Here is a 19,586-nt window from a genome sequence, read left to right on the forward strand (position 1 = left end):
TGTTTTAAATCATCCCCATCAAATTGTTAATAATTTTTTGTCCTGCTTGGTTCGCTAAAGACAGTATGGTTTCAGGATGAAATTGAACTGCCTGGATAGGTAATTGCTGATGCGCAATAGCCATCACAACACCGTCATCACTCATTGCAGTAATCTTTAGTTCTTGTGGCATCGCTTTAAACCGTGCATAAAGAGAGTGATATCTCCCGGCTTTAAAACTAGCTCCCAAGCCAGAAAACAACTCTGGATTATCTATCACTTTGATGATTGATGGTTTACCGTGCATGGGGTATTTTAGAATATCTAAAACGCCACCAAAATGCTCAACAATTCCTTGCAAGCCCAAACAAACTCCAAACAAAGGAATACCAAGCGAAATAACGGTTGAAATTGTTTTGGATAAATTGAAATCACTGGGTTTTCCTGGTCCTGGAGATAAAACAACAAGATCATATTTTTGATTTTGTAAATACTGCAAGGCCTTATCAAAACGAACTGTGCTTACTTCCGCCCCGGTTTGACGGAGATAATTTGCCAAAGTATGCACAAAAGAATCCTGGTGATCGATAAGTAATACATGCCTGCCTTTCCCTGTTAATGGCAAAGGTATTGTCTTGTGCAGGGCATTAATTTCACGCTTTTGCAACATATCTAAAAAAGCAGATGCTTTTAAGCGTGTTTCTTGTTCTTCAGACTCTGGAACTGAATCGTAAAGCAAAGTAGCTCCTACTCGAATTTCAGCAACTCCTTTTTCAATGCGCACAGTTCTTAAAACCAGGCCTGTATTTAAATTTCCATCAAAACCAAACCAACCTACGGCACCGGCATACCATTTGCGAGGTGATTTTTCATGTTCTTCAATAAAATTAAGGGCCCAAATTTTAGGAGCACCAGTGACAGTAACAACCCACATATGAGTTAAAAATGCATCCACAGCATCAAAGTTTTCTCTTAAAGTGCCTTCCACATGATCTACGGTATGAATCACTCGCGAATACATTTCAATTTGTCTGCGACCTATGACATTTACCGATCCTGCTTCACAAATACGCGACTTATCATTTCTATCCACATCAGTACACATGGTTAATTCAGATTCTTCTTTTTTTGAGTCCAATAAAATCTGAATGTTCTCCGCATCTTCAATCGCATCGACACCGCGTTTAATCGTCCCAGAGATTGGGCAAGTTTCTACTCTTTTTCCTTGGACCCGTACATACATTTCTGGAGAGGCACCAACCAAATATTCGCTATCACCTAAATTAATAAAAAAACCATAGGGTGAGGGATTTAATTGACGCATTTGTTTGAATAAAGCCGAGGGCTGGTTCTCGTAATGGGTGTAAAAAGTCTGACTCGGAACGACTTCGAACAAGTCACCACAAGCAAAACGTTCCTTAGCTTTATTTACAACCTGCGCATATTCTCCGGGTAGATGATCACATACTTTTTCAGGTTTATTGGACGATTGGTATGCCGCATATACCCCTTCTCTCTTAAATGATTTTGTTGATTGACCTTGAAATTGAAAATCATAACGCCTAAGAAATGCTTCTTCTTTGCGATGGTTCACCACATAAATTTCATCAGGTAAATAAAGAACCATGTCTCGTTGGGATAGTTCTCTTTTTTTATGTTTTGGTAAATCCTCAAATTGAAAAATCAAATCAAAACCAAAAGCCCCATATAAACCCAAATAAAACTCATCTTCCAGTTTAAAAAAGGCTAGGATCAGACGGATTACAGTAAATACAGAAGGCTGATGGCTACGCTCCTCTTCGCTAAAGACTTCACTAGAAGCTTTGATTTTGATTTGCAGCAATGCATCACTTTGCGACACGACCTCTAAAAATTTTTCATGTTCCAATAACGGAATAATGAACGTTAAGAGGATTTTTCCGCGTTGGTTTAAAGCATCAATTTGAATTAAATTCTGCCTGCAAACAAAAGCCAAAGGAGGGTTATAAAAACCTATATCCCAGCAGGTATAACGTCCAGGATATTCAAAGCTTGAAGCAAATAAAGCCCCTCTTTGTGAATCTAAATGTTCAAGAAGATTCTCGATACCTTGTTGATAGTCCAAGGTAATTTGAGAACACTCAACTTCAACGCCCCCTTGGGTTTTGTAATGCAACATGAATAACAAACTCAATAGAATAATATGGTGTACATGTCATTCTACTTTAAAAATAGTGTTCTGCAAGAATATCGTAACCATAACAGACAGCGTATTCATTATGAAAAGCTTCGCTCCCACACGTGGGAGCGAAGTTGGGACGAGGGTATTCCCTGAAGGACACCTTATCCCCCTGGGGAGATAGGAAAAATAATGGATACACTATACCCAGGATCAATCAAATTACGTGCTACAAACTTTTGTTATTAATAATTTCTTCAAGCGAACAATTCTTATCAATTGCGGCCTGAACCCACAAACCTACCTGATGATGCGCATCCCTAAAAGGTACTCCTTGTAATACCAAAGATTCCAATATCGCAGTAGCATTCAAATAACCGCTTTTGGCTTTTTGTTCCATCAACTTGGTATTGAATTGTACGCTTTCCAGAAAAGGAGTAATGATTTCCAAACAAACAGCCAATGTATTTACTGTATCAAACAAGCATTCTTTGTCTTCTTGCATGTCTTTGTTGTACGCAAGAGGCAACCCTTTCATTACCGTTAAGATCCCCATTAAATGCCCGAAAACACGACCACTTTTACCTCTAATTAACTCCAAGACATCCGGATTTTTCTTGTTAGGCATCAACGATGAGCCAGTTGCAAAAGAATCATCAAGAGTGATAAAACCAAACTCCTGTGTAGCCCAAAGAATTAAATCCTCAGCTAAACGAGACAAATGCATCATAATGATTGAAGCTGCAGCACAAAATTCAATGATAAAATCTCGATCACTTACTGCGTCTAATGTATTCTCAATCACCCCATTAAAACCCAGAGTTTCTGCAACCCACATTCGGTCCAAGGGCAAAGCGCTTCCAGCTAAAGCTCCGGCACCTAAAGGAGAGCGGTTCATTCGCGTCTGCCAATCATGCAAACGCTCTAGATCACGTTGAAACATTGCTAAATAAGCAGCAAAAAATTGCCCTAAATAAATAGGTTGGGCTTGCTGCAAATGCGTATAACCTGGAATTTTATCATCTGCATGAAGTCTGGCGAGCTCTTCCAGAGTCTGATTTAAATTTTGTAAAAGGCTATTAATCTGCACACCAGCATTACGAGAATACAATCGTAAATCCAGTGCAACTTGATCATTACGGCTACGTCCAGTATGCAGTTTTTTTCCAACCTCGCCAATTTTAGCAATCAGCAATTGTTCTACAAACATATGAATATCTTCACAAGACGCTTCAAACTCATGAACACCATTTTCGATTTCATGGCTTATTTCTTCCAATCCCTTACAGATCAAATCTGCTTCAGGTTCAGAAATAAGCCCTTGGCGAGCAAGCATTTTTGCATGCGCTTGACTCCCCACTATATCATGGGCATAGAGTACCTTATCAAAAGCCAAAGAAGCATTAAATTGCATTACTCTAGGATCGAGTTCTTTCTTAAACCGTCCCCCCCATGTTTTATGCGCCATTATTAATCTCCTTTATGTACCTTGCCATAAACTTGTGCTGACAAAGAAAATAAATTTATAAATCCTTCAGCATCCTTTTGGTTATAAACTCCATCCTCTTCAAAGGTAGCCAACGCAGGATCATGCAAACTATATGGAGACTTCATTCCATGAGGAATTATATTCCCTTTATATAATTGCACACTCACAGTTCCAGTCATATGCTCTTGGGTCACATCAATCAACGCATCCAAAGCATTCTTGGCTTGAGAAAACCATCGTCCTTCATAAACAAGGTTGGCATACATTTGTTGTAACGATTGTTTTAAATGCAAAGTCGCTCGATCAAGACATAAACTTTCGAGCATCTGATGTGCTTTATAAAGAACTGCAGCTGCAGGTGCTTCATATACGCCTCTGATTTTCATTCCAACTAAACGGTTTTCAACAATATCAGCCACTCCAATTCCATGAGAACCTGCAATTTTATTCAGTTCTTTAAGTAACTCCACTGAACTCATTTTTTTTGCATTTAAAGCGACAGGTACACCCCGCTTAAACTCAATGTTCACTAACTCTGAGTGGTTTGGTGATTGCTCCAAAGATGTAGTCATCAACAATAAATCATCAGGTTGAGGCTGTGCTGGATCCTCCAAAATTCCTCCTTCATGTGAAATATACCAAAGATTATGATCACGAGAGTAAGGTGATTTAGGTGTCACTGGGACCTCAATTCCATGCAATGTTGCATATTCAATTGCCTCTTGTCTCGACTTAATCTTCCACGATCTCCATGGTGCAATAATTTTAAGTTCAGGAGCTAAAGCTTTTACTGTGTATTCAAAACGAACCTGATCATTACCTTTTCCGGTAGCCCCATGAGCAATAGCATCTGCTTGTTCGAGCATTGCAATTTCAACCAATTTTTTTGCGATTAAAGGTCTTGAAATCGTGCCTAAGACATATTGATTTTCATAAAGGGCACCTGCTTTGACTAGTCTCCATAAATAGTTACTAACAAATTCCTCTTGTACGTTCATAACATAAGCTTTTGCAGCACCACTTTTTAAAGCTTTTTCTTTAATGGCCTCTAAATCTTCACTTTGTCCTAAATCACAAACCATAGCGATGATTTCAGCGTGCTGGTAATGCTCTTTAAGCCATGGAATCATTACTGATGTATCCAGGCCACCTGAATAGGCAAGGACAATTTTTTTAATCGATTCAGTCATGGGTTACTCCTGATAGTATTGTTTTAAATGTAAAATAGGCTCAGCCAATTCTTTAGGTATTACATCTGCAACTAACTGTCCCCCTTTTAGAACAACCAAGCGGTCTGATATTTTACTGAGAAAATCCAGATCATGAGACGCAATAACCATTGTAACTCCTAAAGACTTAACTGAATTTAATAAGCTAATCACTTCATCAATCGTTGCCAGATCAAGTCCTGATGTAGGTTCATCACACAGTAATAAATTAGGCTTCATCATTAAACTTCGCGCTAATGCAACGCGTTGTTTTTGCCCACCCGATAACTGATGAGGATAAGCTGATGCTTTATCACTAATCCCTAAACTCAGCAGTAAAGCCTGTGCCTGTTCTTCATGAGTTACTGTTTTGTTGTGTAAACGAGGTGCATACACCAAATTTTGCATCACAGTCATGTGTGGAAAAAGCTGAAAATCCTGAAACATAAAGCCACTGTGACCGACTACCTCAATGGTACCTGAATCCAAATTTTCTAGTTTTTGTATACAACGCAACAGTGTGGACTTTCCGCTTCCCGATGGTCCTGCTAAACCCAGCACCGTATTTTCTTGTACTTTTATACTTAAATTATTTAATACAGGTAGAGAACCAAAATATTTACTGGCGTGGTTAATTGCTAGCATAAAGCCTCCTTTGTTCCATTTTCTTGCCGAGGAACTCAATCAAGAGAACCATGCCGTAGTAAAAGCATCCAGCAATACACAAAGGAACAAAATAGGTAAACTGCTCTGCGGCAACCGATTGAGCCCTGCGCATCACATCCATTCCCCCTATCGTCGCGATCAATGCGGTTTCTTTCAACAAGGCAATCATTTCATTAATGAACGCAGGAAAAATATTTTTAACCACTTGAGGTAAAACAATATCTTTCCACAAATAAAAGCCAGGTATTTGTAAGGTTTTTGCTGCTTCAAATTGACCTTTAGGCAAATGCTCTATCCCTGATCTCAGAATTTCTGCAATATATGCTGAGCTGTTTAAACCAAAAGTTAAAAGTCCAGCCACTAAAATATTGGCTTTGATACCGATTAATGCAGGTACAGCAAAATAGATAAAACTAAGTTGCAAAATTACTGGAGTCCCTCTCATTAGCGAAATAAATCCATTTATTATAGGCTTCATAATCCCTTGGTAACGCAATAAAGCCATTAAAGTTCCTAGTAAAGTCCCTATGAATAAACCACCAAGTAAAAGGATTAACGTGACTAGAGTTCCCTCACCAATATAGAGGACATTTTGTTTTAACTCTTCCATTTTGTGTCCTCCAGCCATTTCTTCTTGAGTGCAGCCAACTCACCACTTTGTTCCAGTTCGTCTAAAGCATGGTTTATTTTTTGAGTTAATTTAGAATTCTTTTTTATTGCTAAACCATAGCCATCTGTTGATTTAGCTAGAACAGCAAAGGATAATCCAGGATTTTTCTTACTGAATACGGCCCCTTGGACGCCATCAACCAAAACCAAATCAACATGACCAGCTTTTAGAGCAGCAATTGTTTGATTATTATTATCCATTACTAGAAGATTAGCATTTGGCATATTCTTTTTTAGCCAAATTTCCATCGTACTGCCTAATTGGACGGCAATTTTCTTATCAGTTAATTGCGTCACATCATTAATCGGCTTTGTTTCAGGAAAAACAGCCGCCATGCTTTCGAAATAATAAGGTTCGGTAAAATCAAAATTCTTTTTTCGCTGATCGGTAATGGTAATCGTAGAAATTGCTGCATCAACTTGCCCCGAGCTCAAAGCAGGTAAAATACTGCTGAATTGCATGGTGTCAAAGAATGCTTCCTTTCCAATTTTTTTTGCAATCAATCGCGCAAGATCAATATCAAATCCTTTAATTTCACCATGATCATTATATTCAAATGGTGGATATTCAGCCGCTACTGCAAAATGAATATATTGGATGTTATCATCCGATACTTTGGCATAACAAATAGAAACCAACAAAGCGAGCCCCACTAAAAAAATAAAAAACGTATGTTTCATGTGAATATAAATCCAGTTTTTATGCGTTCATAAAATTTACCAACCTCAACTTGCCCTGTCAAGATATTTTGAATATAATTTCATTAATAATGGTTCTGTATTCACTTAGCCATAAATAAGCGGAGATACGAATGAGTCAAGATGCTGCTCTAGATGGGCATATACTAAATATTGTGCAAACAGAGGAAATTGCAGAACAAATAGATTTACAAAATAGCTTAAAGGAACGCGGTTACACTATCCCCCAGGCAACTCTATCGCGAAGATTAAAAAAACTAAAAATTGCCAAAATAGGTGGTACTTACCAAGTAGTAGATTTCAGTATGCCCAACCTACCTTTGGTATTGAATATGCAAATATCAGATTATGGACTTATCGTGCTTCATACACACCCAGGGAATGCGAACAGCTTAGCATTCTTTATTGACAGAAAATTTGTTTCTTATTCACCTCAGGCTACCCAAAGCTCAGGAATATTAGGCACAATAGCAGGTGATGATACAGTGCTTCTTATTGTAAAAAGTAAGGAACAATTACACCACGTAATTGACTTATTGCAGAATGAATTCCCTTATCTAAAAAAGTAACTAGAGTTATCATTGTAGCCTGAGTGCAGTGCAGGCTACACACATAATTGTATTTATAAGTTATAACATCCTCGCTATAATGAGATGTTCACTCTTTGAGGTACCATTTTTATGACCATCTCGGCAAAAGAATTAGAGAAAATTTCTCAGCTAGCCTATCTGGATACAGATATAGAGCACTCACCAAAACTCATGGAAGATATTAACGCGATAATGAATTTTGTCGATCAACTAAGCTCTGTTAATACCCAAGATGTAGAACCACTTTTTCACCCACTTGCTTTAAATCAGCGTTTAAGAACCGATGTGGTTACTGAAGGAAAATGTCTGGCTGAACTAGAAGCCCTTGCACCACAATTTGAACAGGATCTTTATTTAGTACCTCAAGTTATAGACCAGAGTAAGTAATCATGGAAAATTTATCCTTAAAACAATTATCGCAGGCGTTGCATCAGGGCAAACTATCTAGCACTGAATTAACTCAGCATTACCTAATGCAAATCCAAAAGCATACCGATTTAAATGCCTTTATCAGTTTAGATGAGGAACATGCGCTACTTGAAGCTCAAAAAGCGGATCAAGAATTAAAAAAAGGCCATGGGAAAATTCTTACGGGAATACCTATGGCATTGAAAGATTTATTTTGTACCAAACGTATGCCTACTACCTGTGCTTCAAAAATGCTGGAGCATTTCCAATCCCCGTATGAAGCAACCTTGGCCAGCAAATTACTCGAACAAGGATCCATTCTTATTGGCAAAACCAATATGGATGAATTTGCCATGGGATCTTCCAACGAGAACAGTTATTTTGGTTCTGTAAAGAATCCATGGGATAGAGAACGAGTTCCGGGTGGTTCCTCTGGAGGCTCAGCAGCCGCTGTAGCTGCTGGCTTAGTTCCTTTCGCTATAGGCTCTGACACTGGGGGTTCAATACGCCAACCGGCTGCCTTATGCGGAATTAGTGGAATTAAACCCACTTATGGACTCATTTCTCGCTATGGCATGATTGCCTATGCATCCAGTCTGGATCAAGCAGGACCTATGGCTCGAAGTGCTGAAGATCTTGCATTAGTACTTCAGGCTATAGCCGGATTTGATACCCAAGATTCTACTTCAGTTGAGACAACAATTCCCGATTATTATGCGGAACTCAATAAACCCCTGTCCCAACTAAAAATTGGTTTGCCTTCGTGCTTTTTTCAACCCCAGGTAGACCAAGAAATACAACAAGCGATTCGTGAGGCAGTCACGGTTTTTGAACAAATGGGCGCCGAAATTATTCATTTAAATTTGAATCTCCAACCTTTATGGGTTCCTTGCTACTATGTAGTTGCTTGTGCTGAAGCGTCATCTAACTTATCGCGTTATGATGGCTTACGCTTTGGCTATCGCAGCGATAATGCATCCACATTAACCGAATTGATTCGCAATACACGTAGTGAAGGTTTTGGGATTGAAGTGAAGCGTCGAATTCTTACGGGAACGCACGTACTTTCATCGGGTTATTTTGATGCCTATTACTTGCAAGCACAAAAAATCCGTCGTCTTATCCAGGAAGAGTTAGTTACAACACTGAAATCCGTTGATGTGATTCTCGGACCAACAACGCCAACATGTGCATTTAAACTGGGTGAAAAAGTTGCCGATCCAATTCAAAATTACCTGGCTGACGTTTTTACTGTGGCGGCCAATCTTGCTGGCCTTCCCGCGATTTCTATACCCGCAGGCTTTGCTGAAGGGTTACCTATAGGTATGCAGCTCATGGGCAAACAATTTGGTGAAAGCCGTTTGCTCCAGATTGCCCATCATTATCAACAACAGACCAACTGGCATTTGACCAGTCCAAAGCAATAAAGGTGAATTATGGAATGGGATACAGTCATTGGCCTTGAAGTACATGCTCAGCTAAAAACAAAATCAAAACTTTTTTCTGGTGCATCCACTGCATTCGGTTCTGCTCCTAACTCTCAAACCTGCTTTATCGATGCAGGATTTCCTGGGGTTTTACCGGTATTGAATCAGGAAGCAGTGATTATGGCAATTAAGTTTGGCTTGGCCATCCAAGCTGACATTAATGATCAATCCGTTTTTGAACGCAAAAATTATTTTTATCCGGATTTACCCAAAGGATATCAAATCAGTCAATTTCAAAAGCCTATAGTGAGCAATGGTAAATTGGCAATTACTTTGAATGACGGCAGTAAAAAAGATATTTTGATTGTACGGGCCCATTTGGAAGAAGATGCTGGCAAATCACTTCATGGAGTACATTCAGGCTATAGTGGTATTGATCTTAACCGTGCAGGAACACCTTTATTGGAAATCGTCACCGCCCCTTGTTTATTCTCAAGCCATGAGGCCGTGAGCTACCTTAAAAAACTGCATCAGTTAGTCCAATTTTTAGGTATCTGTGATGGTAATATGCAAGAAGGAAGTTTCCGTTGTGATGTCAATTTATCATTAAAACCTAAAGGCTCTAATATTCTAGGAACACGAACGGAATTAAAAAATTTAAATTCATTCCGTTTTATTGAGAAAGCCATAGCTTATGAACAAGCACGACATCAGGATTTATTGGAAAGCGGACAACAAGTGGTTCAAGAAACTCGTCTTTATAATCCTGACACGCATACAACACATTCCATGCGCAGTAAAGAAAATGAAAACGATTACCGCTACTTTCCTGATCCTGATTTACTGCCCATCCAGATCACTCGCTTCCTCATAGCGGAAGTAAAAAATAATTTACCTGATTTACCTGATAAAATTTATGCCGAACTAATAAACATACCATCCCTAAATGAAGCAGATATTAATTTTATTCTTTCTTCACCTGCAGCTTATCAGTTTTTTAAATCAATTAAAGCGCAATGTCGCGCTTCGGAAAAAGTAATTATTAACTGGTTAAAAGGTCAATATGCTGCTGCTTTAAACGAAGAGAACTTAACGTTCGATACCCCTCGTATATCCGCAGAGCTCATGGCGCATCTCCTTAATAAATTGCATGACGCGGATCTCTCTTTAAACAATGCTCGCGCAATATTTGCTTTACTGTGGACTGGTGAAAAAGATATTGAGGCAATAATAGAGCGTGAAGGATATCAACAAGTTGATGATACAGCGGCATGGGAAGAAATGATTATTAAATTAATTCAACAGTATCCTGAGCAAACAGCGGATTACAGGGCAGGAAAAGAAAAATTATTAGCATTCTTTGTAGGACAGATCATGAAACAAACCAAAGGACAGGCTAATCCCGAGCAAATCAATGTCCTACTAAAAAAACATTTAGCAGGAGACGGGTGATTTTGCATAAGATAAGAAAATTTTGTTCCTATTCAGAAACACGGACAGCAATGACATCAACTTAAGAAAATCCTTGGTGAAGGCGCAATCCGTAACTCAGGCAATCGTAGCCAGGGGAAGCTGGTTTTCGCTTCGCTACCACCAAACTACACTCTGAATAGAATTGAACTTTATCCACAATAGATTAAACATTAAGAATGTTCTCTTCATTGAGTTCAACAAATCAAGATTAATTTTGATATTTCTTCTGGGTACCGGGATCGGCTGGAAAAGCTTTTTCTTTTAGATCATGAAATTTACTACTACCGCCCTTTACTCCATCATAGAAATCGTTCACGGTTTTAAGTGCATCTGCACCAAAGACACCCGAGGTTTTAAGCCCATGAAAATCAGATCCGAAAAATTTGGAGCGTCCTTTCTCTTCCCATGCCTCATTGATACCCAAAAGGCGCTGTAAACTGAGCATGCGGCTTGTACCGAAAAAACTACCTCCTTTGGTTACTTCTTCTTTATCTTTTTCACTAGTTTTTTTAAGAACCTCCATATGAGCCCTATTAATAATCGTAGATAGGACACTCTCAGAAGTTAAAGTAGCAACTTGCAATTCAAGAATTTTTTCTAATAACTCGCAGTAGTCGAGCTTCGCTTGATTTCGTGATCTATAGAAAAAGGGTAAAGAACATTTTTGTTGCTCGACTTTTAGTGTCATTTTATATGTTTGTATTAATGAGATTGCTTCGCTCAGTCTCTTTTTCTTTTCTTCTGCCAGTGCTTCTTTATTTTTTTTCTCCTCTCCATCATTGGAGCCTTTGTCTGAATGATTTTCTAATTTGTTTTGTTGCTCGTGACTGCTTGCAGTAATAATTGGCTGTAAAGAAGACTGAAGTTGTACCTCTTTTTGCTCTTCTTTTCTACTGGAACCTTTTGTTTGCTCCTTTATTTCTCCCTGTTGCGCTTCACTGCTTGCATGATGAATTTTCTTCAAATCAGACTCAGTATTTGCCTTTTTGTTCTGAATGGATTCTTCAATTTTCTTAATAGCCTGGTCAGTTTCAATAGGAATTAATCCATCGAATGCTTCTTTGATATCAGTTATTTTTTTCAATTTATCTTCAGTAAAGTGCATGAATGCTTGAGGACTATGTGCATTTTCAGATTTGAGCTTGTCCTCTTCGTTTTTGACAGCACTTTCAATCGTCTTTATTTGTTCAAACAGTGTCTTTAAGCTCTTTGAATATTTTGCCTGCTCGATGATTGATTCAAAGTTATTAAGTAGATCATTAAGTTTAGATTGTTCCCTGCTAATCTCCTCTGCTGTAACAGAGCTTGCTTCACATTGCTTCATGATTTCACCCATGATATGTTTTTTTTCAGCAAAACTCTGTTTAAATTTTGAAATAGATTGGTCACCAAACCAATTCTCGAAGTTCCGATCAAACTCTTCAAATGATTCTTGTGAATAATCTGATTTTTCAAGCAACTCAAGGTACCGGTTTTGTATTAATTCCAAATTTTGCTGATTTTCAAGCAACTCATCATTTGCTAATTTTACTAAAGACTGAGCTTGGAGAATAAGTCCTTGATTTCGAGTCTCTAACTCTTTTTCCAAAAGCTCGGCCTGTTTCTTTGTTTTCTGCATGGATTGTTCAATTTCACCAATAGCATGAAGAGTCTTTGTATGTATTTCTGAGGTACCATCAATCTTTTGTATTGTAAGCTTTATTTCTTCTTCTTTAGCTGTAATAAATTTGATAAGTTCTTGAAGTTTAGGAGCATCTGAAGGTACTAATAACTCCTCAGCTTTTTTGGCGACCTCGGCTTCAATAGTTTTTATTTGTTTAAGCTGAGTCGTTAAACTCTTTAAATCTTCTGCTTGTTTCTTACTCGATTCAAAGTTCTCTCTTAGTTTAATGAGTTCGGATTGCTCCTGATGAATCTCCTCTGCTGTAACAGAGCTTGCTTCGCATTGCTTCATGATATCACCCATGATGCGTTTTTTTTCAGCAAAACTCTGTCCAAGTTTTGAAATAGATTGGTCACCAAACCAATTCTCGAAGTTCCGATCAAGCTCTTCAAATGATTCTTGTGAGTAATCTGATTGTTCAAGCAACTCAAGGTACTGGTTTAGTATTAATTCCAAATTTTGCTGATTTTCAACCAACTCATCATTTGCTAATTTCACTAAAGACCGAGCTTTGATGAGCAGTTGTTGATTTCGAATAGTCTCTAATTTTTCTTTAAATGCATCCAATCGTTTGATAACATTCAAACGGAGAGTCGAGTCAGCTGGAATTTCCTCAATAAACTTATAATCGTTCTTAGTGGCTGGTTGGTTTGACTTATAATTATGGTCCGCACGTTTTCCTCGAATAGGCACTGTATCAATATCTTTTTCTTCTAATGACAAGACCCGAATCATAGAATTTAGGAAACCCAAATAACTCTCGCTGTACTTTGAGGTATCAAATTTCATGTATGACTGAATTTTAGCTTTATTTAGTTCAATTCGTTTCTTGAGTTTTTCATTAAATCCTATTTCAGAAAACTCGACAATTTGCTCTAGGAGATCCTGTTCAGAAGATATTTCACTTGGGTAGGTAAAAATGAAAGGAAGCTGCGGAATTTTCATATAAAATTTGGTTAATTAAAATCAATGTGATTACATTATAACCTATATTGATGGTTTTTTGTATTCTTATTGTATTGTTTGGTCTATAGGTGCTCATAAAGAGTAAAATTGATTATTTATTTGAGTAATACGATATAAGGCCCGTGATCTACACAAATTTCGATCTATTAATCTAGGTAAAATCGATAACAATATTTTATTAATATCTGAAATGTCCATTTTTAGAACGGACCTTTAGGGGTGGGTATGGCTCAACACCTAAGCCAGAGTTTGAAAATCATTATAATTTTAGGGAGAAGGATCGATCAAAGATTAAATAACAAAGTAAAAAGAGTCGGTCGATAAGCCGGGTTCTGTCATGGACAATCATTCATCTGGGGCATGCGTCACCGCATGCCTCAAGCGACCTACCCGAGTCCCGTGCGGGTCACACGTAATGGCTTTTCAGCCAAATGGACTCCTATTTGGTCTTGCTCCGAGTGGGGTTTTCCCTGCCACGTCTGTTGCCAGACGCGCGGTGCGCTCTTACCGCACCATTTCACCCTTACCTCAAAGAGGCGGTATATTTTCTGTGGCACTTTCCGTAGGTTCACACCTCCCAGGCGTTACCTGGCACTCTACCCTCTGGAGCCCGGACTTTCCTCCCTTTGTAAAACAAAGAGCGATTGTCTGACCAACTCTGTTATCAATAGTAGCAGAGTGCCTAGTCAAAGACCACTATATTGGAAAATTTAATATGAAAAAAACAGTGAAGATAGATTGCTTTAATCAATTAGAAATCACGAGTTCCAATAAATTCATCATCGAAATAACGCTTTAGTTTAGTGCGCAAAGTACCGCGGCTTACACCAAGAACACGTGCAGCTTTAGATTGGTTGTAACGAGTTAATTCCATTACAGTACGAAATAACGGCGCTTCAACTTCTTCAACGATTAATTGATATAAATTTAGGTTAGAATCTTTATTGCTAACACTGTTTAAATAGCCCTTAACTGCATGAATTACTTGATGAGTAAGTGCTTCGCTGCTTTGCACCATTGTTTCTGTGCTCATTTAAGTCTCCTAGTACAAATTAATTAAATAAAATTATGCCCAGTACATACACTCACCGAACACTGTGGACTATATAGTACCAAACATCTCAAAGAGTGTAAATATTGTTTTAATGATATTCATTTCTTAAGGAAATATTAAGAAGAAAAATTTTACCACTTTACAAGTTAAATGGACAAGGCGAATTTGTTAAATAATTGACTCATATCAGCTATTTCTTAACTGATAGCGTAAAATACTCAGAAAATTTGTATTTCAATACATACGTTAGAAGATGCAAACTACTTTATCGATCGCATATTAACAAGCCCCGATAAAGTATTAGTTGGTTTGGATATTTCAGGAAACCCTATAGCAAATAGAATGCTGCGGCAGATGTGATCTCACGAAGTTGATTCATCGAACCTTAAACCCCTCCAGATGACGTGGGGCAAGATGTTTCATTTTTTTTGTAAATCCCGGATGCGTGTTGCTGCACTCAGACCTTTATTCTAATCTACGGTAAAACTTTCTCCACATCCACATTGCCCTGTTTGGTTAGGATTGTTGAAAATAAACTTATAATTTAATCCCTGCTTTACATAATCAACACTCATATTTTTTAGGAAAGGATAACTGGATTTATCGATACATACGCTGTAGTTTTCTGTCAAAGCAAGCACTAAATCACCTTCCTGAGGAGCAAGCACATAATCAACTACATAAGACAACCCAGAACATCCCGTTTTTTTTACTGATAAACGAATCCCGGTATATTCAGAATTTTTCTGCAAATAAGAAACCAAGTGCTTTACCGCTGCTTCAGTAAAACTGATTTCAGGCATTGTACTTTCTGCATGATGCATTACTACACTCATTTGTTACCTCTCGATGCGATTTATCTTCTTCATTAAAAACAATACTTCTTTATAAACGTCAACAATCCTTAATGCTATAGGATACTGAGCGACAGGGATATCTAATTCTTTCACAATCAGCTGATAATCAATTTGTGGTGCAGTCATTATGCTCATCCCTTCCAGCTGTCTACATAGCCATTCCAGACTAGCAATTATATAAGGATTGCCATTGGTTTTGAAACAAGCTTTAACAATTGTATCATCTGGATTACACTGCATGTAGAGTTCAATAACTCCCTGACCTTTTTGGTTGTTTTTAACAACAACAGCCAATTGATCATTTAAATCGACAACACCGACATGTTTCGGTGAAAAAAAACAATCTCGTACAATTTTATTATACATCATGATGGTGACATTTCATGCAGCCGAGTTACTTGCGTACAAATAACGTTTATCGCATGCTTCACTTCTGCTTCCTTAGTAAAGCGCCCTAAAGATAATCGAATCGTGCTTTGTGCTAACTCATCACTTAATCCTAAAGCCCTCAATACATATGAGGGTTGGATACTGGCAGAACTACAGGCTGACGTAGTAGATACAGCTAAATCACTTAATGCCAGTAATAAAGAATCCCCATCTAAACCTGAAAAGCTTATATTCAGATTACCAGCGATTCGTTTTTGTTCATCCCCATTAATCTGGATGCCTGGCAAATGCTTGATGCCGTTCCATAATTGCTGGCGATATTTTAAAAGTCTTGCTTGCTCTTCATCTCGTAAACGTTCTGCTAATGCGAATGCTTCTCCCATTCCTACAATTTGATGAGTAGCCAAAGTCCCTGAGCGCAAACCGCCCTCATGCCCGCCGCCAAAACTTTGTGGCTGCAAACGAATGCGTGGTTTATGCCTCACATACAGTGCACCTACACCTTTTGGGCCATAATTTTTATGTGCTGATAACGCCATCAAATCTACAGAAAGATGGGTGAGGTCAATAGGAATCTTTCCAGCACTTTGCGCTGCGTCAACATGAAAAATAATTCCTTTATTTCGTAGTAAAGTACCAATAGCCTCAATATCTTGCACAACACCAATTTCATTGTTGACGTGCATGATGGAGACCAAAATAGTATCAGGTCTTAAAGCTTGATTCAGCTTTTCAACATCGAGTAAACCATTTGCTTCAGGCGGCAGGTAGGTTATTTCGAATCCGTCCTTTTCCAAGCGACTAAAACTATCGAGTACTGCCTTATGTTCTGTACTCATGGTAATCAAATGCTTCCCTTTATTCTTATAAAAGTGAGCAGCACCTATTATTGCCAAATTATTCGCTTCTGTAGCGCCTGAGGTAAATACGATATCTTGTGACGATGCATGGATCGAATCCGCAATTTGTAAGCGCGCATGCTCTACGGCAAGTGATGCGACTCGACCGTATTCATGAGTTACTGAAGAAGGATTACCATAATCCCCGTCCGGTCCTAAGTAACGAATCATGTGCTCCACTACACACGGATCAACCGGTGTTGTTGCCATATAATCAAAATAGATCGGTAGTTTAATTATCTCGCTCACTCCCGCCCCTTTTGCTTGCCCATTCCAGCGACTTCTGTACCTGGCTCAACATACCACGTAATAGATTAACTTCCATTTTCTCCAAATTAACGCGATTAAATAATCGTCGCACACGTTGCATTAAACGACGAGGATTTGATGCTTTTAAAAATTGAATTTCAATGAAAACATCTCTTAAATGTTCATAGAATTGTTCAATTTCATCCGCTGTAGCATATTCATCCTGGCGCAATGCCACCTCTGCTTTCGGTGCCAATAATTTCATTCGCAATTCATAAGCGACAATCTGTACTGCTTGTGCCAGGTTAAGCGAACTATATTCGGGATTGCTGGGAATATGTATATGATAATGACATTTTAGCAGCTCTTCATTAGTAAGACCTGCATGTTCTCGTCCAAAGACTATTGCAATTTGAGTATCTTCTGCTTGCTTACTTATCAAATCTGCACAGGATGAAGGAAGTAAGCCAGGTAGAGACAATCCTCTAGGTCTTGCGCTAGTCCCTAAAATTAGCTGGCAACCAATTAGTGCTTCATCTAAAGTTTCAACAACTACAGCACTCTCTAAAAGATCATCGGCCCCAGCGGCCATTTCTTTTGCTTTATAATCAGGGAACGATTTAGGCTTAACCAGATAGAGTGAATTTAACCCCATAGTTTTCATTGCCCTGGCTGTGGAGCCTATATTACCTGGATGAGATGTAGCTACTAGAATAATGCGAATTGAACTTAACTTCATATACAAACTTTTATTAATGCATTGTGATCTCTATATCATATCATCGAACTTACTTTTTTACGATTTTTGCTTTTTTCATATTTAACTCTATTTGCGCAAAAAAAATATGATAGAATCACCGGTTTTGTAGATTAAAGAGTATATTCATGGAACCACTTTTAAATATAGCAATTAACGCAGCACGACAAGCCGGTGAAATTATTATTCGACATATGGAGCAAGTGGATCGCCTCAAAATTACTGCTAAAAATAACCATGAATATTTTAGCGAGGTAGACATCAAAGCTGAACAAGCTATCATTCATACAATTCATAAAGCGTATCCAGAGCATGGAATCCTCGCTGAAGAAAGCGGTGTTCAAGAGGGAGATAACGAGTCAATTTGGATTATTGATCCATTAGATGGCACATCTAACTATCTACATGGCTTCCCCTTCTTTTCCGTTTCAATAGCAGTGAAAGTTAAAGGAAGAATAGAGCATGGCGTTATCTATGATCCACTGCGGCATGAGTGTTTTGCTGCAAGCCGAGGACGTGGAGCACGTTTAAACGATCGAAGGATACGTGTTTCCAAACAAACTCAGCTGGTGTCCTCACTTTTAGGAACTGGTTTCCCATCTCGCGACATCAACGTAGCACAAAGATACTTACCCACATTTGAAGCATTATTTGGCAAGTGTGCTGGAGTCAGAAGAACTGGATCGGCTGCACTTGATTTGGCCTATGTTGCCAGCGGACGCCTTGATGGATTTTGGGAGTTTGGTTTACGGCCTTGGGATATTGCGGCTGGATCATTATTAATTAGAGAAGCAGGTGGCTTAATTAGCGATTTACATGGTGGCGATGAGTTCCTCAAACATGGAGACATTGTTGCTGGAACACCTAAAGTGTTTAAATCATTATTACAAACCATTTCTCCTGTTTTGAAATAAATCGAAGTGTACATGCTTCGTAGCCTGGGTGAACTGCAGCGGAACCCGGGCTACGAGATATCAAGATTACAACTTATTTAAACCCCTGCCTCACTCCAAAACTTAAAGGAAGCTCATCAGCCAGGGCGGTACCTAGATTTTTGGTCACTCGATCAAAAAGATTTTGTTTATGGGTATAATCAATCACATCAGAAATCTTAATTATTTCACGCGCTAACTGCCCACTGCTTGCAAAACCATCAATTAATCCCATTGTTAAAGCTTGTTCCCCAGTCCAAAAAAGTCCAGAGAATGTATCATTATCTATATGTAAGCGATCTCCGCGACCTTCTTTTACTCGATTAATAAATTGCTCGTGGACCTGATCCAGCATGACCTGTAGTTTTTGCTTCGCAAAATCTGTTTCAGGACTAAAAGGATCTAAAAATGACTTATTTACGCCAGACGTTTGTAATCTTCGTGTAATGCCAACTTTGTTTATTAAATCAACAAAACCAAAACCATTATACAAAACACCTATAGAGCCAACCATACTTGCGGGGCTGGCATAAATTGTTTCTGCAGCAACAGCAACATAATAAGCAGCAGATGCACATGCATCGACACAAACAGCATAAATTTTTATATCAGGGTATTTTTTTTGATAAAACTTTATCATGTTATACATGTATTCAGCCTGAACAGGACTACCCCCAGGACTATTAATACGTACTATTACCGCCTTTAATCCAGAGTTTTTATAAGCTGAATCTAAGCCCTTGGCGAAATCATCGGCATTAGCTTTTGCTTCAGCCATTTCTCCAGTAATATCAACTATGCCAACATGAGGCTTAGTATTAGTGCCGATGTCATCATTGGTACTCATTGATACTTGATAAACGACGTAAGCAATGATCAGTAAATAAATAACACGCATAAACCACTTCCATCTGCGTTTTCTTTTTGCTTCTTTCATATAATCAATAATGATCTGATTCAGCAAAGCTTGCGAATCCGAAGTAGAATTAGGAGAATGGTTGTTTGTCATAATCATCACTTGAAATAATTAAAATAAGCCCCATTTTACGGTAG

At 38.4% G+C, this 19,586-nt stretch carries 18 protein-coding genes and 1 other RNA gene; 5 read left to right on the forward strand and 14 right to left on the reverse strand.

Features of this window, described 5'->3' with window-relative positions:
* Positions 1-4 precede the first annotated feature (4 nt).
* From BW930_RS00150 to BW930_RS00175, 6 genes are all read right to left on the reverse strand, one after another.
* Positions 5-2,137, reverse strand: a complete 2,133-nt coding sequence (locus BW930_RS00150; protein WP_058468012.1) for an anthranilate synthase component I — start codon at positions 2,135-2,137, stop codon at positions 5-7.
* A gap of 229 nt (positions 2,138-2,366) precedes the next feature.
* On the reverse strand, positions 2,367-3,605 hold the full coding sequence (gene argH, locus BW930_RS00155; RefSeq protein ID WP_058468011.1) for an argininosuccinate lyase: 1,239 nt from the start codon (positions 3,603-3,605) through the stop codon (positions 2,367-2,369).
* Positions 3,606-3,607: 2 nt separating this feature from the next.
* Entirely contained in the window at positions 3,608-4,816 is a 1,209-nt protein-coding gene (locus BW930_RS00160) for an argininosuccinate synthase (protein WP_058468010.1), read from the reverse strand.
* Between the two features lie 3 nt (positions 4,817-4,819).
* Entirely contained in the window at positions 4,820-5,479 is a 660-nt protein-coding gene (locus BW930_RS00165) for an amino acid ABC transporter ATP-binding protein (protein WP_058468009.1), read from the reverse strand.
* Positions 5,466-6,110: an amino acid ABC transporter permease gene (locus BW930_RS00170; RefSeq protein ID WP_058468008.1), complete on the reverse strand. Its 645-nt coding sequence runs from the start codon at positions 6,108-6,110 to the stop codon at positions 5,466-5,468. Before BW930_RS00170 ends, BW930_RS00165 begins: the two co-directional genes overlap by 14 nt.
* Positions 6,098-6,850, reverse strand: a complete 753-nt coding sequence (locus BW930_RS00175) for a substrate-binding periplasmic protein (protein ID WP_058468007.1) — start codon at positions 6,848-6,850, stop codon at positions 6,098-6,100. Before BW930_RS00175 ends, BW930_RS00170 begins: the two co-directional genes overlap by 13 nt.
* 131 nt (positions 6,851-6,981) lie before the next feature.
* Between BW930_RS00175 and BW930_RS00180 the strand changes: the two genes are divergently transcribed.
* From BW930_RS00180 to gatB, 4 genes are all read left to right on the forward strand, one after another.
* Complete coding sequence (locus BW930_RS00180; RefSeq protein WP_058468006.1) at positions 6,982-7,437, forward strand: arginine repressor; 456 nt, start codon at positions 6,982-6,984, stop codon at positions 7,435-7,437.
* Positions 7,438-7,548: 111 nt separating this feature from the next.
* Entirely contained in the window at positions 7,549-7,845 is a 297-nt protein-coding gene (gene gatC / locus BW930_RS00185) for an Asp-tRNA(Asn)/Glu-tRNA(Gln) amidotransferase subunit GatC (protein ID WP_058468005.1), read from the forward strand.
* Between the two features lie 2 nt (positions 7,846-7,847).
* Positions 7,848-9,293, forward strand: coding sequence for an Asp-tRNA(Asn)/Glu-tRNA(Gln) amidotransferase subunit GatA (gatA, locus tag BW930_RS00190; RefSeq protein ID WP_058468004.1), 1,446 nt, complete (start codon positions 7,848-7,850; stop codon positions 9,291-9,293).
* 9 nt (positions 9,294-9,302) lie between these two features.
* Positions 9,303-10,745 (forward strand): Asp-tRNA(Asn)/Glu-tRNA(Gln) amidotransferase subunit GatB, encoded by a 1,443-nt coding sequence (gene gatB / locus BW930_RS00195; protein WP_058468003.1) that lies wholly within the window; start codon positions 9,303-9,305, stop codon positions 10,743-10,745.
* Positions 10,746-10,974: 229 nt separating this feature from the next.
* Here gatB and BW930_RS00200 read toward each other — a convergent pair whose 3' ends face one another.
* From BW930_RS00200 to trmJ, 7 genes are all read right to left on the reverse strand, one after another.
* Positions 10,975-13,374, reverse strand: a complete 2,400-nt coding sequence (locus BW930_RS00200; protein ID WP_058468002.1) for a hypothetical protein — start codon at positions 13,372-13,374, stop codon at positions 10,975-10,977.
* A 326-nt stretch (positions 13,375-13,700) separates the two neighbouring features.
* Positions 13,701-14,055: RNase P RNA component class A (rnpB, locus tag BW930_RS00205), an RNA gene on the reverse strand.
* A gap of 91 nt (positions 14,056-14,146) precedes the next feature.
* Positions 14,147-14,428: a helix-turn-helix domain-containing protein gene (locus tag BW930_RS00210; protein ID WP_058468001.1), complete on the reverse strand. Its 282-nt coding sequence runs from the start codon at positions 14,426-14,428 to the stop codon at positions 14,147-14,149.
* Between the two features lie 491 nt (positions 14,429-14,919).
* Positions 14,920-15,285 (reverse strand): HesB/IscA family protein, encoded by a 366-nt coding sequence (locus tag BW930_RS00215; protein ID WP_058468000.1) that lies wholly within the window; start codon positions 15,283-15,285, stop codon positions 14,920-14,922.
* A 3-nt stretch (positions 15,286-15,288) separates the two neighbouring features.
* Entirely contained in the window at positions 15,289-15,675 is a 387-nt protein-coding gene (locus tag BW930_RS00220; RefSeq protein WP_172461580.1) for an iron-sulfur cluster assembly scaffold protein, read from the reverse strand.
* Positions 15,672-16,844, reverse strand: a complete 1,173-nt coding sequence (locus BW930_RS00225; protein ID WP_076547443.1) for an IscS subfamily cysteine desulfurase — start codon at positions 16,842-16,844, stop codon at positions 15,672-15,674. The genes BW930_RS00220 and BW930_RS00225 overlap by 4 nt, the downstream gene beginning before the upstream one ends.
* Complete coding sequence (gene trmJ, locus BW930_RS00230) at positions 16,828-17,583, reverse strand: tRNA (cytosine(32)/uridine(32)-2'-O)-methyltransferase TrmJ (RefSeq protein ID WP_058467999.1); 756 nt, start codon at positions 17,581-17,583, stop codon at positions 16,828-16,830. The genes BW930_RS00225 and trmJ overlap by 17 nt, the downstream gene beginning before the upstream one ends.
* Before the next feature lie 146 nt (positions 17,584-17,729).
* Between trmJ and BW930_RS00235 the strand changes: the two genes are divergently transcribed.
* A complete protein-coding gene (locus tag BW930_RS00235; RefSeq protein WP_058467998.1) occupies positions 17,730-18,515 on the forward strand; it encodes an inositol monophosphatase family protein in 786 nt (261 codons plus the stop codon).
* A gap of 73 nt (positions 18,516-18,588) precedes the next feature.
* Here BW930_RS00235 and BW930_RS00240 read toward each other — a convergent pair whose 3' ends face one another.
* Entirely contained in the window at positions 18,589-19,542 is a 954-nt protein-coding gene (locus BW930_RS00240; protein WP_058467997.1) for a S49 family peptidase, read from the reverse strand.
* Between the last annotated feature and the right edge of the window lie 44 nt (positions 19,543-19,586).

It is taken from the genome of Fluoribacter gormanii (assembly GCF_900156395.1).
Taxonomy (GTDB): Bacteria; Pseudomonadota; Gammaproteobacteria; order Legionellales; family Legionellaceae; genus Legionella; species Legionella gormanii.

Coding starts and splice junctions, on each gene's coding strand:
- gatB (WP_058468003.1), top strand. CDS start 9,303: ATGGAATGGGATACAGTCATTGGCCTTGAAGTACATGCTCAGCTAAAA.
- BW930_RS00180 (WP_058468006.1), top strand. CDS start 6,982: ATGAGTCAAGATGCTGCTCTAGATGGGCATATACTAAATATTGTGCAA.
- gatC (WP_058468005.1), top strand. CDS start 7,549: ATGACCATCTCGGCAAAAGAATTAGAGAAAATTTCTCAGCTAGCCTAT.
- BW930_RS00215 (WP_058468000.1), bottom strand. CDS start 15,285: ATGAGTGTAGTAATGCATCATGCAGAAAGTACAATGCCTGAAATCAGT.
- BW930_RS00170 (WP_058468008.1), bottom strand. CDS start 6,110: ATGGAAGAGTTAAAACAAAATGTCCTCTATATTGGTGAGGGAACTCTA.
- BW930_RS00210 (WP_058468001.1), bottom strand. CDS start 14,428: ATGAGCACAGAAACAATGGTGCAAAGCAGCGAAGCACTTACTCATCAA.
- argH (WP_058468011.1), bottom strand. CDS start 3,605: ATGGCGCATAAAACATGGGGGGGACGGTTTAAGAAAGAACTCGATCCT.
- trmJ (WP_058467999.1), bottom strand. CDS start 17,583: ATGAAGTTAAGTTCAATTCGCATTATTCTAGTAGCTACATCTCATCCA.
- BW930_RS00160 (WP_058468010.1), bottom strand. CDS start 4,816: ATGACTGAATCGATTAAAAAAATTGTCCTTGCCTATTCAGGTGGCCTG.
- BW930_RS00165 (WP_058468009.1), bottom strand. CDS start 5,479: ATGCTAGCAATTAACCACGCCAGTAAATATTTTGGTTCTCTACCTGTA.
- BW930_RS00200 (WP_058468002.1), bottom strand. CDS start 13,374: ATGAAAATTCCGCAGCTTCCTTTCATTTTTACCTACCCAAGTGAAATA.
- BW930_RS00220 (WP_172461580.1), bottom strand. CDS start 15,675: ATGATGTATAATAAAATTGTACGAGATTGTTTTTTTTCACCGAAACAT.
- BW930_RS00175 (WP_058468007.1), bottom strand. CDS start 6,850: ATGAAACATACGTTTTTTATTTTTTTAGTGGGGCTCGCTTTGTTGGTT.
- gatA (WP_058468004.1), top strand. CDS start 7,848: ATGGAAAATTTATCCTTAAAACAATTATCGCAGGCGTTGCATCAGGGC.
- BW930_RS00150 (WP_058468012.1), bottom strand. CDS start 2,137: ATGTTGCATTACAAAACCCAAGGGGGCGTTGAAGTTGAGTGTTCTCAA.
- BW930_RS00240 (WP_058467997.1), bottom strand. CDS start 19,542: ATGACAAACAACCATTCTCCTAATTCTACTTCGGATTCGCAAGCTTTG.
- BW930_RS00235 (WP_058467998.1), top strand. CDS start 17,730: ATGGAACCACTTTTAAATATAGCAATTAACGCAGCACGACAAGCCGGT.